Origin of the sequence: Okeania sp. SIO1H4 (assembly GCF_010672695.1) — a bacterium.
In the GTDB taxonomy this organism is placed as follows: Bacteria; Cyanobacteriota; Cyanobacteriia; order Cyanobacteriales; family Microcoleaceae; genus Okeania; species Okeania hirsuta.
In genome coordinates, this window is sequence record NZ_JAAHGB010000114.1 from 1 (window position 1) to 14,443 (window position 14,443).

A 14,443-nucleotide genomic window follows, 5' to 3' on the forward strand; every position below is an offset into this window, starting at 1 on the left:
GGAATGCACATGGGAACAAGAGTATACCAGACCAGCCTACAAATACGAAGCGATCGCGTTTCAGCCAGTCATCCAGGACATCAAATGGTCCTCTTTGACTCTGCGGGCGTCCGACTGCTACAGTCATACTACTTTTATATCCTCTTGCTTTTATTGACATACTCGCGACGTTGCCCTTGAGCGACAACGCGGAATTCTTCAACCCGCACGGGGAGTTGCAGTTTATACAGAGGTGATGTCCTCCCCCTGTTTTTTCTATGTTCCCCTTCAGGAGAGCGCGGGACTTCCCGCTGTTTTTGTTAAAAAGTTTGCTTTCTTAAGCAAGTTAACATAAGTATATATATATTTAAGAAATTTTGCAATTATCTTTCCCAATACCTTAAACTTATTTAAGATTTTCTTTAGATTTTAATAAATGGCATAGAACCCTTGTGGAATATTAGCCCACGTAAAAATTATTTTATCATCACATATCCACGCTTTATCTTTCATATGTAAATCTAAGGGTGAATATCTAGAGGAAATGTAACAGGACTGACGCAGTAACGCTACATGATGGGGAGATGGGGAGATGGGGAGATGGTGAGATAGGGAAATCTGCACAATTAAACCCACATTCCGCACGTCAAATTGTAACATTAAAAGTAGTATAAAAACCGTAGCTGATGATGTAAAGCCTCATTATTGCAAGAGGTACTGATAACTGATAACTCAAATGACTCTCCCCACACTCCTCCTATATTTTTAAATAGGTCCTATAAGGGTTCTGTATTTATTTTGGGTCTAAAAAATTTTAAAATTGAGAATGGTATGTAAATATAGAAAGTTTATGACTACTCAAACTTTGATAGGTGATCGCTTACTGCGCAAGGAAATTATAGGGTCTCGTCGTCTCAGTAATTACTTCTGGGCTGTAATTGTCAGTATGGGAGGTATTGGTTTCCTCTTATCAGGGATATCTAGTTATCTCAAAGTTAATCTGTTATTTGTTGCCGACCCTAGCCAACTTAATTTTTTACCCCAGGGAATAGCTATGGGATTTTATGGTGTGCTTGGTACACTGTATGGACTTTTTTTGTGGTTAACTATTATTTGGGACATTGGTGGTGGCTACAATGAGTATAACCAAGAAAAAGGCCAGGTGATGATTTTTCGCTGGGGATTTCCTGGTAAGAATCGTAAAGTAGAATTTAGTTGTCCTACTGAAAATGTGCAATCTATTAAGGTAGATATTAAAGAAGGTCTCAATCCCCGTAGAGCTATATATCTTCGTCTCAAAGACAGTAGGCAAATTCCTCTTACCCGTGTCGGTCAACCATTGGCCTTGTCAAAATTAGAAAATGAAGCGGCTCAACTGGCTAAGTTTCTTCAAGTTCCTTTAGAAGGTCTTTAGTAGAAGTCAGAAGTTAGAAATTAGAAGTAATCCCTGACTGAGTTTGAACATTTAAAAATGTCTGCTTGGAGGGGTGATAGTAGAAGTTCAGAAGTCAGAAGTTAGAAGTTAGAAGTAATCCCTGACTAAGTTTGAACATTTAAAAATATCCACATGAAATCCGTAGCGTTACGTCAGTCAAACAAGAATCTCCCATTATAGTTTTTAATTTATAGCAATGTGCGCTGGCTTATGTACAAATTGCAGGAATTGCCCAATAGCTAAAACCTTATATTATCGGCAATTTATTCCCCCTATTGCCTATTGCCTGCGCGCAGCGCTATAACGATGAGAGTCTCAAAAAATCAACATTGAATTGTGAGTGAAAATGCAAAAAAAAATCAGCCAGTGGTTATTGTCATTAATTATAGTAGTAACTTTGTTGGTGACAGGATGTACTGCCACCTCTGTTCCTAATACAGAAGTTTCGACCCCATCAAGTCAAACAACATTAGATGCTAAGTACAACAGTTTACCTCAGCTAAACGGTAAAGCAACAGTAGTAATGACTGTAAATTCCTCTCCTATTACCATAGAAGTAGACGGCATTAACGCACCTATTACAGCAGGTAACTTTATTGATTTAGTTCAAAAAGGAGTTTATGATGGGTTAGTATTTCACCGAGTAGTGCGCAAACCTCAACCTTTTGTGGTTCAGGGTGGCGACCCTCAAAGTAAAGACCTCAATATCCCCTTAAATAATTTAGGTACAGGAGGTTTTATAGACCCCACAACCTCTAGCGAACGTTACATTCCTCTGGAAATTAAACCTCAAGATGCTTCAGAACCAGTTTACAGTAACACTTTAGAAGAAGTTGGTGTTGCGGAGTCACCTGTTTTGCCTCATACAAGAGGTGCTGTAGCAATGGCTCGCTCTCAATTTCCTGACTCTGCTTCATCCCAATTTTATTTTACTTTAACTGACCTGCCATTTTTGAATGGTAGCTATGCAGTATTTGGTTATGTTACACAAGGGATGAAAGAAGTTGTCGATAATATTGAAGCTGGCGATCGCATTGAGTCAGCGAAAGTTGTTGAAGGTCTGGAAAATTTAACCATACCTAATAGCAACGAATCTTAACTTAACTGTGGAAGTTGTAGTTACGGGTATCGGTCTCACTTCTGCTTTGGGGAACCTCCATCAAAGTTGGAAAAAACTTTTGGAGGGTAAGTCTGCTATTAAGTTACATCAACCTTTTGCAGAATTACCTCCCCTACCTTTGGGTTTAATAAATTTTCAACCTGTTAATTTAACTCAGTTAACTAAGGAAGTCGTAGAAACTGCTGTTAAATCTTCAGGTTTAACACTGCCCCTACATGAATGTGGTGTAGTCATCGGTTCTAGTCGTGGCTATCAAGGAATGCTGGAAAAGTTGGCAAAAAAGCAGCTTATTGGAGATGGTCAGCAAAACGATCTGGAAAAAGATGACACTTCATTTATTAATTTGTTGCCCCATCAACCTGCTATTTTTGCTGCGAGTCAGATAGGTACAAAGGGCGCTGTTCTTGCTCCAATGGCTGCTTGTGCGACGGGAATATGGGCGATCGCTCGTGCCGTAGAGTTAATTGAAACTGGTCAATGTCAACAGGTAATTGCGGGTGCTGTGGAATCTCCTATTACACCTCTGAGTATAGCAGGATTTAGAAAAATGGGAGCTTTGGCTCAAACAGGTGCTTATCCTTTTGACCGCAGTCGGGAGGGGTTAGTTTTGGGGGAAGGAGCTGCTGTTTTGGTATTGGAGTCGGCTGAATTTGCACGGCAAAGAGCGGCTAAAATTTATGGTCAAATTCGGGGTTTTGGTTTGACAAATGATGCTACTTATGGTAATGCGCCAGATTTGAGTGGAAAAAGTGCAATGTTAGCGATCGCTCAATGTTTGGAAAGAAGTGGTTTGTCTGCTGAAGATATTGACTATGTTCATGCTCACGGAACGGCAACTCAGTTAAATGATCGCCACGAAGCTAATTTAATTGAGCAAATTTTTTCCCAGGGAGTGGCAGTTAGTTCGACAAAGGGAGCGACGGGTCATACATTGGGAGCATCTGGAGCATTGGGTGCTGCATTTTGTTTGATGGCGATCGAACATCAGATTTTACCTCCCTGTGTAGGATTAAATGAGGCAGAATTTGACTTAGACTTGGTTAGGTATGCTCGTCAGTCTCAGGTGAAAAATGTTTTATGTTTGAGTTTTGGGTTTGGGGGGCAGAATGCAGTGTTAGTTTTAGCTTCAGGAAATTAAATTTTCCAATCTGAGGAAGAACTAAAAAATTGTGAAGTAAGGGCGATCGCTTTTACTACTCTCGCTGAAATATTCGCTTTCTTTCAATTCAGGATTTTTCCGACAAATTATGTGCCATGAAAAGCCTATCTTTTGTGCTTTTTCAGATACATATCTCACCCAACTCACTACCGTATTATCAGCCAGATTAACTATTCGACTAATGCCTCTTCAACTACTGTATCAGCCTTTATAACCATAGGCATTTGTTCAGGTTGAATTTTTCTACGATAGTAGAGCTTGTCAAAAGTATCGGTGTTTGCGCAGCATTCCGCAGGAAAAGTTTGTAGGCATTCAGGACAATAATATCGTTGACTTCCAATACTTGTCTTTCCATGATACCTGAGCTTTCTGATGTCTACACAGAGGAGATTCCATGATGATTGAAAGTATTTAGCGGGACTTGAATATTTTTTAGGCTAAAAATGGCTTCAAACTCAATGATAACAACGTATTTTCCTTGATCTGGCTAAAAATGGCTCTTTGCGTAGCATTCCGCAGGAAAACCTAGATAGATCAATCAATAGATTATTTTGACGTTAAAGCATTACATAGCAAGGGTTTAAAACTATTTTTAAGGCATTTTTTACTCAAGTCCCGTTAGGAACAATAATCATCTTATTATTCCCACACTTTCTTGATGCACTACCATTTCATTTTTTCTAGTTTTTTACTTGATGAAGTTTGAAGGCTTCAGTTTGCGTTTGAGAGTTGAAACTGCACCTAGAGTACCAAGAGCTAGAATACTTAAGATACTTGTGCTTTCTGGCACATCTACAGCAACCTTAATTTCTTTAATCAGAAAATCGTCGTTGCGATCGTCAGTATAGAAATCGAACACTAAACCCTTGGCAGGGAATAGAGCATTGGTTCCGTCACCATCAAAGTCAACACCACCACTGAAATCTACCTCGCGGGTCAAACCGAATCCAGGAAAATTCTGGAGCCTATCGGTTCCGAAAGTATCATTAATGTCTAAGTCAATACCATCAATGCCAAGATCAAATTCGTCTGTTCCAAGACCAAAATTACTAGCAGCGTCAAAGATAGTGGATAATAGAGTCACTTTTTTATTAAAAGTAAAACGCAGAAATTCGTTTGGACCAGAAGCATCTAGTTGAGATGAGTCAGCAAATCTACTACGAACACCAATACCAGAGAATAATCCATCTGTTTGAGAGATGTCAGCAGAGCGAATAACATTTAAAGGAGCATCTGCACGAGATCCACCAGAGTGAACCCCAGCAGTAACTGTCAATTCTAAGCCATCACCTAGATCATAAAATAGTGAAGGCACATTTTGGCGAGGTCCGGCAAAGTCTTGGCTTTTGATCAAGGTGATAGCATGAGAAGCTTCGCTAATGCTTAGACCTACAGCAACTACACTGCTTGCTATCAGACTTTTATGTAAGTTATTCATGGAAAACTCCTATTAATTTGTTCTGAATTAAGAATAGGGAATTCTATTAAAATAAAGCAAGAGTAAATCACCATCTTTACTGAATCTTTATCAAATCAAAGAGACATGAAGATATAAGTTATTCTAATCCCCATAAATTCTAGTGAAATCGAGATAAATGATATTAAATTTTATTTTAAAAACAACATTAAATCATAGACTAAAAAACGGCGATTATTAATAAATAATAAGGCAGAGAATATCTAAATCATATATCAAAAAAGAGTGTGTTGTTGAAAAGGATATAGTGCGTGCAAAAATTCTAATTTTCAACTAAATTTTGATCGAAAAAAATGATGCTAATTAATGATTCAAATATACTAAATCCGTTTAACGACGGAAATACGTTGGACTTATAATTAAAATTTATAGTAGATTTTCAAAAATTCTGAAGATTCATCTTCATTTAATCTTCACAAATTAAAAAATAGGTTGACATTAAGCCTGGGTTATGATAACTATTAGTAATATAAAAATTAGCGCTGCTGAGAGGCGGGATGAATCTTTTTTGAACAGGTAAATCTCATCCTTAATACTTCATACTTCTTTTTTGTCCAAGCATACAATTCATCCCACAAATATGCAACGCCTAAAAATTAATTAATATTTTCCCAGCATTCATCTGGAATTGATAATGATGTAATCGATGAGAGTTCTAGTAGAGTGCTTTAGAAACGTAACGCACCTTACAAGATATGTGATAGCACTATATTCATGCTCATGGAATGGCAACTAAATTAAACGATCGCCACGAAGCTAATTTAATTGAGCAAATTTTTTCTCACAGAGTGGCAGTTAGTTCGACAAGGGGAGTGACTGGTAACACATTGGGAGTATCTGGAGCATTGGGTGCTGCATTTTGTTTGTGGCGATCGAACATCAGATTTTACCTCCCTGTGTAGGATTAAATGAGGCAGAATTTGACTTAGACTTGGTTAGGTATGCTCGTTAGTCTCAGGTGGAAAATGTTTTATATTTGAGTTTTGGGTTTGGGGGTCAGAATGCTGCTTTAGTTTTGGGTAGAGTATATGGCAGGATAAATTGCTCTAATTAAAGAGTTTTTAATTATGAAACTTCCCAATGGGATTAAAGCGGAATTAGATAATAAAATTGAAAGCTATTGTCTTAATTTTCATCATCAAAAATGGAAAAATAAAGCTACCTTTTTTCAACAAAAGCTAGGAATAACCTTAGGAAATGTAGAAATTTTGAAAAGTGCTATTAAAAGAGCTGTTATCAATGAATCAGTTTTTATTCGTAAACTCAATGAATATGGTACACACTATAATATGAAGTTCTTTCTCCAGACTGAATATAGGAGAATCTCTGATTTTAGTTGCTTGGATAATTTGTACAGGAGAAGACTTTCCCTGATTAACAAATTGTTATCCTGTTAGTAAGTGAGGTATGATTAATGACTCAATTACAAGAATTAGATATTGTTGCATTAACTGAGGATAGACAAACAACTCATTTTGAAACAGGAGAATCTATTATTCTGTATAGAGGACAAGTAGGAACAATTGTTATGGAATACGATAATAATGTTTTTGAAGTAGATTTTTCTGATAATGATGGAACAACTTATGCAATGGAAACTATTCCAAGTAATCAAATAATGCGATTACATTATGAATTAGTAGAAGAAGTTGTTGCTTAATGCTTAGGTAGCACACAAGAAGTTGATAATATTTGTACAATAAATTCATATAATTAATTATTCTCAAGGAGTTAGTAATGTCTGTACAATTATTGCGACGACTATTTACTGTAGACCAGTATTATCAAATGCTGGAAGCAGGAATATTAACTGAAAATGAAGAGTAGAACTAATCCGAGGAGAAATTCTGAAAATGTCTCCTATTAGTCCTTCTCATGCAGGTTGTGTGAATTGTCTTAGCGAACTTTTTATTTTGGGTTTAGCAAAAACTGTTCTCGTTCTCCACAAACTTTCTGAACTGCCTTGGCGAAATTTTTACCAGAATATCCTTGATCTACCCATATCACTTCCAGTGAGCGACAACTTATCTCTGGCTTCGTTGAGCACAACTATAGCTCCCAATCTCTCAGAAGCATTTGCTTGAGTTACTCAAACACCTATTAATAGTCCTTGAGAGTCTACAACTATATGGCGCTTACGCCCTTTAACCTTTTTTCCACCATCGAAGCCATAGACACAGCCCTTTTTTCTATTGTTGAACGTACCTTTCCCTTTACTGAATTAATTTTTCCCAAGCCTGCCACAAAATTTGTGAAGTTTCCACCGGACTTTTCGGTAAACTTTGCCGCGCCTTCTCCAAACACATCTGTGCTTTTTGCTCATCTCCAGACTTCTTAATTGCCAAACTCAACCATAACCAAACCATAGGTTGATTCCCCTCAATATCCAAAGACTTAAAATAACTTTCCACAGCCTTTTCATATCTTTGCAATTGATAAAATAACACCCCCAAACTTCGCCATGCTTGCCAATGATTAGGCTGCAATTTCACAGTTTTTTGATAACAAAAAATTGCCTCTTCATAACGTTTCAACTGATGACAAACCTCAGCCTTCTTATACCAAGCATCATAATTATTTGGTCGAATAGAAATAGCAAGGTCATAAGAAGCGATCGCTGCTTCAGTTTTCCCAAATTCTTGCATAATTCGACCTTTAATAACTTGTGGAATACCCCCAAGCATTTTTGTTAACAAAGAAGGATTATTACCTCCTGCTTGAGATTTTGAAGAGGCAAAACTTTTCTGATATTTTACCGACTCTAATTCTTTTAAAACATCTTCTACAGACTGATACCTTTGATTAATGTTTGGAGCCAAAAGCTTATCAATAATTATCCCCAATTCTTTACTAATATTAGACTGTAAATATTGTCGCCAAACCCACTTACCCTCAACAACATCAAACAACTCAAAAGGCGCTACTTGAGTCAACAAATATATACAAGTAACCCCCAAATTATAAAGGTCACTAGCAGGAACCGCCTTTCCCGCCAACTGTTCCGGAGCAACATATCCCGCACTACCAATCATCGTTCCAGTTTGCCCAAGAGAAGATTCTGTAATTACCTTGCTAGCTCCAAAATCCACCAACACCAACTGGCCTTTAATTTCCCCTCTACCATCAGGAAGCGTAATTGAGTTTCGCCGAATAATATTTTCTGGCTTAATATCGCGATGAATTACCTGCCGTTCGTGGACAAATTCCAACACAGGCAACAAATCCCAAAGTAACTCCTGAATCTGATTTTCAGTAAAAACCCCATTAACAACCAATTCCTGCTCTAAATTTTGCCCATCAATAAATTCTTGGATGAGATATTGTTGCTCACCTTGTTGAAAATGAGCCATTAATTCTGGGATTTGAGGATGTTGACCCAACTCATCAAGTCTGACGGCCTCCCGACCAAATAACTCAGCAGCTTTTTCGGCATTGGCACTATTTTGAGGAAAAAATTGTTTAATTACACAACGGGGTCGGGAAGGTTTATACTCATCTACAGCAAGGAATGTTTTGCCAAAGCCACCTTGACCAATAGGCTTAACAGTACGGTAGCGATCGCCCAAAAGTAACTTAGCTCCGCAGCTGTGACAAAATCGATGACCGGAAGGATTATATGGCTTTCGGCATTCAGAGTTAAGACAGTAGCTCATCCTGATTTTTAACTTGAAAATTTAGTTATATCAACTCACTTCAATTGACCTTAATATTAGGCACTACTGTTGTTTGCTAAAGCTTAAAAACATAGACTATCTTAGACAAATATATACAAAAGGAATATATACAAAAGGTCTATGTTTTTACGCCATTAATCTGTGTTATTATTGCATATGTCTGCTAAGACCAGAGGATTTTAGTAACAATTATGGAGTGTTTTGCACTCGACTTTTCATAAGGACGAAAACCCCAGAGGGAATCCTAAACTCAATGTGTTTGAGCGGAACATTAACCTTCTTTGCCAGTAGACTTATGGACAGGTGAGCCGGAAAATCGCTCTTAGTCACCGATGAAGAGCGTGTCTAGGATTGTCTAGATTTTTAGAAGGTGCTACTAACTTCTTATATCATCAGGACTTACGCACGGACACTAAATTGAGTGAGGGCGAATGCCATTTGCTAACGCAAAGCTCCGAATGGCGTCCCTACATATGACGTTTTCAAGGTGAATTTGCGTAAGTCCTGATCATGTCCGTTTAATTAGCGATCAAAAACTATCTTCTCCTCTTCCTTTTCCTTTTTTTTTCCTCCTGACTCCTGATTCCTGACTCCTGACTCCTGACTCCTCCGTTCTATCAGAGTTCAGATTCGAGAACCGAAGAAGGGATAGGTACTTCTTCAACAGTTGGATATTTTTCTATAGTTAAATTTGATTGCTGAGCTCCAGATAGTCGTTTGAGAAGCTTAGGTTTAGGGTCATGTAGCAAATAAATAATCCGATCGCCTGGTTGCCAATTTTCTGTGGCAGATAATACTTGAAGACTTCCTTGCCTTTCAATCAAAAGTGGCATTAACTCCCTTGCTCCAATAAGTGCCTTAAGGTGAGTCTTTTGGAACTCAAATCCCAATTGCTTAAGGACTGTTTCCCCTAATTTCACTTCTCTGTCAGAAAGATATTTATTCCAACTTTTGATATTTAACTCTAAAGCAAATGGTTGTTGAACCTTCTCTTTACCATTTTGACTTTTATGCTGGGGACTTTTTGGATAAATAGCTAATACTCTTGGTGGCTTAAATTCTTCTGCTGCTCTTTGAGCCAAAACTAAATTTACTTCTTCATTCTTAGTCATTGCTAAGAAAGTTCCCACTGATTCTAAACCAGCCTCTTCTAGGACATTAGTATCAAAGGCACTACTTTTGTATACTTGCAAACCTTCCTTCTGTGCCTGCTGACAAGCTTCCTCATCCGTATCTATGAGTACCACTGATTCACCCCTATCCTTAAATATACGTCCAATCAATCGGGACAGAGGATTTGACCCCACAATCACAGCACCAGTAGCAGCACTAGAAGTAATTCCCAAAAATTGAGCCACGAATCTAGCCGTCAACCCTTGACTAAATACAGTCATAATAATTGTCAAGAACACCAAAGCCTTAATAGAGTCACCACCATTAATACCTTTCTGAGTTAACAAGATAGCAAACAAAGAAGAAACTGAAGCCGAAACTATTCCTCTAGGAGCAACCCAACTGACAAACATCTTTTGTCGCCAATTAAGCTTACTATTCCAAGTACAAATTAAGACGTTGAGAGGGCGAACCAGGAACATCAAACTCAAAACGGTAAATACACTTCCCCAACCTAGAGCAACAATACTTGCTAAGGATAGGTCTGCTGCTAGTAAAATAAACAACACTGAAACGGCCAACATTGTTAGTTGTCCTTTAAACCGCCTTAATAATCGTAACTCTGGTATTTCGGCTGCCCCAACGAAAATTCCTGCTACGACTGTGGTCATCAATCCTGATTCACTACGGACTTGTTCTGCTAGACCAAACATTCCCCATAGAGCCGCCAAAACTACCAGATTTGCTAATTCTTCAGACAGAAACTTTGCTCTTTTGAGGGTAAATCCTAAAATCCAGCCTCCTGTTGCACCAATGATAGTCCCCATTCCTAAGCGCACAACTAGGTCTCTAAATAATCCTAAAGGGTCAGCGCCTTCATTTAAAACTATGTTCAATACCAATACGGCCAGAATTGCTCCTACAGGATCGATGAGAACTCCTTCTCCTTCCAACAAGGTCGCTACTTGTCGGTCTACTGAAACCTGTTTGAGCAATGGCCCTACCACGGTTGGCCCTGTAACTACTACTAACGAGGCATAAAGGAATGCGATCGGCCAGGGAAACTCACCTAACCAGTGAGCGGCCATGCCACCACCAATTAAGGTTACCAGTGTACCTATGGTTACTAAGTTGCGGATACTACCGGAAACTTTTCCTAATTCTCTAAGTTCCAAATTCAAGCCCCCCTCAAAGAGAATGAGGGCTACAAATAAGGATACTACCACTTCTAAACCATTACCCAGTAGGTTTGGATGTACCACTCCCAAAACATCTTTGCCTACTAGAATACCAAATAGTAGTAAAAAGACTATCGCAGGTACTTTCAGGTAGGCTGCCAGAACTTGGGCTGCTATACCACTGATTACAGTCAGGATGATCAGCAGAGTTATGTCAAATGGTATTTCCATAAGTTAAGTGTTATCTTTAAATTCCCTGGCTTACCAGCTTTTTTTCTTAGGTTTCAGATTTTGATTGTGAAATTATCTGTTCTAATTTTTTTTGCTGGTTAGTTTTTCTGTATTTTATTCTTAAAAATAGCGATGAAATTATTATTCAGAAGGATTGATTATTTATTTCAAGTTAGGTTAAGTTTTAGGAATTATCTGAATAAAACAATTGAATTACCGAACTTCTAATTTTTTTATTCCCTAATTAATTTTTCTGTACATCTCCTAATTTAAATATTTGCCCATAATTCTTTTGAAACAGATTTATCTCTTTCGTATTATAACTACTCTTAACCATAGTGCAACTATGGTTATTTTTGACTTTTACGAATAGAGTATAATCTATCTAAATGTAGACCATGGCTGATGTTATACTAAATCCGCCTTAGCAAGAGGGTACTTTAAAAAGTTGTAGCCTTTGTTATACATAGGATTTGTGAATAGGACAAGCCTCCTTTTATACCCGGATTTGGTATTATCAGGTTTTGAGCTTAACTAGAAATTCCTTTAGATTAGGTTATTTTGACAAAAAATATAATTGTATGCGATTTTTTATCAAAATAAAAAATCCTTCTAAATACTAAATCCGGATTTAGATAAGAGCTTGATCTCAACGTTGGTTGAATACCCGCGCTCACCTGAGGGTGGAAGTGTCCTATAGAAAAACCAATCAATGTTGCGGTTTTTCCAAAGCGTGTGCTGTTGTAATTAAATTAAGTCTGCTGGGCTAGCAGTTTCTAGGGCAGCCGTCGGATTGGCGATGTACTGTGGAGCGACCTTAAGACCGAAAAGAGGCTCGACCTCAGAGGCAAGTGCTATGTTAGCGTAGCTTCTCTGTTAGCGCAGCTCCTCCGGAAGAGGTAAGAGGAAACAGAAAACCCTAAGAGCGTTATGCTTAGGAGTCCCTCGTTGTCCCCTTAGCGTAACGTCGGGAGGATGTCAATAATAGGGTAAGGTAGGGGGTAAAGAGTATAATACAGGTTGGGTTAACTGGGAACAAAAACCAAAAACCTAATCTGTTGGGTTTATCCTCCGGATAAGCTCCGCTAATGTTCCTCAAGCTAACCTACAAAGCTACTGCATTCTATCAATTGTCCGATACTGAATTGCCTCAGCTACATAAGCAGGTTTCAACTCCTCATCCCCCGCTAAATCGGCAATAGTCCTCGCCACCTTCAAAATTCGATCGCTCGCCCTCGCTGACAACCCCAATTTCCTGATCGCTCCTTCCAATAAACCCCGACTGCTATCATCCAACTTACACCACTTGCGAAAATGACGACTCTGCATCTGAGCATTACAACTTAAACCAACCTCATCCTGAAACCGATACCGAGCGCGATCGCGTGCTAATTTTACCCTCTCCCTCACATCAACCGACCCTTCCCCAGTGTCCTGCCTTGTAATTTCCTCCGGTTTCAACCGACTAACTATCACCTGCAAATCTATCCTATCCATCAACGGACCCGAAAGTTTTCCCCAATATTGCTCCCGTTGCCGTGGCGAACAAGTACATTGTTGAATAGGATCTCCATAATAACCGCACGGACAAGGGTTTGTACTAGCAACCAAAGTAAACTGAGCCGGAAATTCCACCGACATTCGGGTGCGCGATATTGTCACCACCCCATCTTCCAACGGTTGACGCAAATATTCCAAAACATTGCGGTTAAACTCCGTTAACTCATCCAAAAATAATACCCCTCGGTGAGATAAAGAAATTTCCCCCGGTCGCGGAAAACTCCCTCCACCCACCAAAGAAGGCCCAGAAGCAGAATGGTGGGGACTACGAAACGGGCGATCGCTCACCAAACTCCCCCTATCTTTCAACAACCCCGCCACAGAATAAATTTGAGTCACTTCCAATGCCTCCTCAAAATTCAACGGAGGCAAAATTCCCGGTAAACGTCGCGCCAACATAGTTTTCCCACTGCCAGGAGGACCGACAAAAATCAAATTATGCCCCCCAGCAGCAGCTATTTCCAAAGCACGACGGGCATGATTTTGTCCTTTAACTTCTTTCAAATCTAAACCAGAAAATTGTTGTTTTGCCAAAATCTCAGCAATATCTACTTCTACAGGAGAAAAGTTAGTGGGATTATTCAAAAAATCAGTGACATCAAATATATTGTCAAATCCATAAACCGATAACCCCTTAACTACCGCCGCCTCCTTTGCATTAGCAGCAGGCACAACTAACCCGCTAATTCCCATTTTTTCTGCTGCTGCAGCAATGGGTAAAATTCCAGCTACTGGTCGTAATGTACCATCAAGGGAAACTTCTCCCAAAAATAGATGGTCTCCGAGTAAGTCTGCATTCACTTGTTCCGAGGCAGCCAAAATTCCGATACTAATAGGTAAGTCAAAACTGGGGCCTTCCTTGCGTAAATCTCCGGGGGTGAGATTAACCAGAATTTTCCGCATAGGGAAGGCATAACCGCAATTTTTGAGAGTAGCTTTGACTCTTTCCTTTGATTCTTGAACTGCTGCATCTGGCAATCCCACAACGACAATTTTTGGCAGTCCCCCCGATACATCGACTTCCACACCCACTTTGATGGCCTCAATGCCAATTATTGATGCACTCCAGACTCTAGCTAACATATTCCTTTATTCTTTAATTTATATAGTAAGTTGTTTGAATATAGATAAATGACCCAGCAAGACACTCTTTTCAGTAAAATTATCCGGCGCGAGATTCCGGCGGACATTGTTTATGAGGATGACATGGCCCTCGCCTTCAAAGATATTAATCCTCAAGCTCCCGTTCATATCCTCGTGATTCCGAAAAAGCCTATTCCCAAGTTAGCCGATGCTTCACCTGAAGACCATAGTTTGATGGGACATTTATTGCTGACTGCCAAGCGGGTTGCTCAACAAGCAGGACTTGAAAATGGCTATCGTGTAGTGATTGTGTGACTCGTTGGCCACTAAACCAGGAAACTGGGTATAAATGGCCGTTCCAAGTCACCACATGAGGACAACCTCGACTTGTGAATAACTCTTATTACCTTGGTGGTGAAATTCCATCCGCCTTG

10 protein-coding genes and 3 pseudogenes are annotated in these 14,443 nt (G+C 39.2%); 8 read left to right on the forward strand and 5 right to left on the reverse strand.

Annotated features, from left to right (window positions below; all coding sequences use genetic code 11):
- Positions 1-127 (reverse strand): annotated as a pseudogene (locus F6K06_RS31855) (photosystem II D2 protein (photosystem q(a) protein)); the annotation flags it as partial.
- Positions 128-829: 702 nt separating this feature from the next.
- Between F6K06_RS31855 and F6K06_RS31860 the strand changes: the two are divergent.
- The 3 genes from F6K06_RS31860 to F6K06_RS31870 all read left to right on the forward strand — a co-directional run bounded on the left by F6K06_RS31860 (position 830) and on the right by F6K06_RS31870 (position 3,672).
- Complete coding sequence (locus F6K06_RS31860) at positions 830-1,393, forward strand: photosystem I assembly protein Ycf4 (RefSeq protein ID WP_124147546.1); 564 nt, start codon at positions 830-832, stop codon at positions 1,391-1,393.
- 367 nt (positions 1,394-1,760) lie between these two features.
- Positions 1,761-2,513, forward strand: coding sequence for a peptidylprolyl isomerase (locus tag F6K06_RS31865; RefSeq protein WP_124147547.1), 753 nt, complete (start codon positions 1,761-1,763; stop codon positions 2,511-2,513).
- Between the two features lie 7 nt (positions 2,514-2,520).
- The gene (locus tag F6K06_RS31870; RefSeq protein ID WP_287244821.1) at positions 2,521-3,672 is read left to right on the forward strand and encodes a beta-ketoacyl-ACP synthase; all 1,152 of its coding nucleotides are present in this window, start codon (positions 2,521-2,523) and stop codon (positions 3,670-3,672) included.
- Positions 3,673-4,381: 709 nt separating this feature from the next.
- Here F6K06_RS31870 and F6K06_RS31875 read toward each other — a convergent pair.
- Positions 4,382-5,131, reverse strand: coding sequence for a hypothetical protein (locus tag F6K06_RS31875; RefSeq protein ID WP_205127685.1), 750 nt, complete (start codon positions 5,129-5,131; stop codon positions 4,382-4,384).
- A gap of 746 nt (positions 5,132-5,877) precedes the next feature.
- On the opposite strand from F6K06_RS31875, the pseudogene F6K06_RS31880 reads away from it, so the two are divergent.
- The 4 genes and pseudogenes from F6K06_RS31880 to F6K06_RS34675 form a co-directional block, all read left to right on the forward strand.
- Positions 5,878-6,224: pseudogene (locus tag F6K06_RS31880) on the forward strand (beta-ketoacyl-ACP synthase); the annotation flags it as partial.
- Positions 6,225-6,237: 13 nt separating this feature from the next.
- The gene (locus F6K06_RS34425) at positions 6,238-6,567 is read left to right on the forward strand and encodes a DUF6883 domain-containing protein (protein WP_353734923.1); all 330 of its coding nucleotides are present in this window, start codon (positions 6,238-6,240) and stop codon (positions 6,565-6,567) included.
- 17 nt (positions 6,568-6,584) lie between these two features.
- The gene (locus tag F6K06_RS31885; protein WP_124145605.1) at positions 6,585-6,830 is read left to right on the forward strand and encodes a DUF4926 domain-containing protein; all 246 of its coding nucleotides are present in this window, start codon (positions 6,585-6,587) and stop codon (positions 6,828-6,830) included.
- 193 nt (positions 6,831-7,023) lie between these two features.
- The gene (locus tag F6K06_RS34675; protein WP_205127409.1) at positions 7,024-7,254 is read left to right on the forward strand and encodes a hypothetical protein; all 231 of its coding nucleotides are present in this window, start codon (positions 7,024-7,026) and stop codon (positions 7,252-7,254) included.
- Between the two features lie 129 nt (positions 7,255-7,383).
- Here the strand turns inward: F6K06_RS34675 and F6K06_RS31900 are convergent, their stop codons facing one another.
- From F6K06_RS31900 to F6K06_RS31910, 3 genes are all read right to left on the reverse strand, one after another.
- Positions 7,384-8,823 (reverse strand): tetratricopeptide repeat protein, encoded by a 1,440-nt coding sequence (locus F6K06_RS31900; RefSeq protein ID WP_287244818.1) that lies wholly within the window; start codon positions 8,821-8,823, stop codon positions 7,384-7,386.
- Between the two features lie 638 nt (positions 8,824-9,461).
- The gene (locus F6K06_RS31905; RefSeq protein WP_124145603.1) at positions 9,462-11,366 is read right to left on the reverse strand and encodes a sodium:proton antiporter; all 1,905 of its coding nucleotides are present in this window, start codon (positions 11,364-11,366) and stop codon (positions 9,462-9,464) included.
- Between the two features lie 1,113 nt (positions 11,367-12,479).
- Complete coding sequence (locus F6K06_RS31910) at positions 12,480-14,009, reverse strand: YifB family Mg chelatase-like AAA ATPase (protein ID WP_124145602.1); 1,530 nt, start codon at positions 14,007-14,009, stop codon at positions 12,480-12,482.
- A 48-nt stretch (positions 14,010-14,057) separates the two neighbouring features.
- Between F6K06_RS31910 and F6K06_RS31915 the strand changes: the two are divergent.
- Positions 14,058-14,318, forward strand: a pseudogene (locus F6K06_RS31915) (histidine triad nucleotide-binding protein); the annotation flags it as partial.
- Positions 14,319-14,443 lie beyond the last annotated feature (125 nt).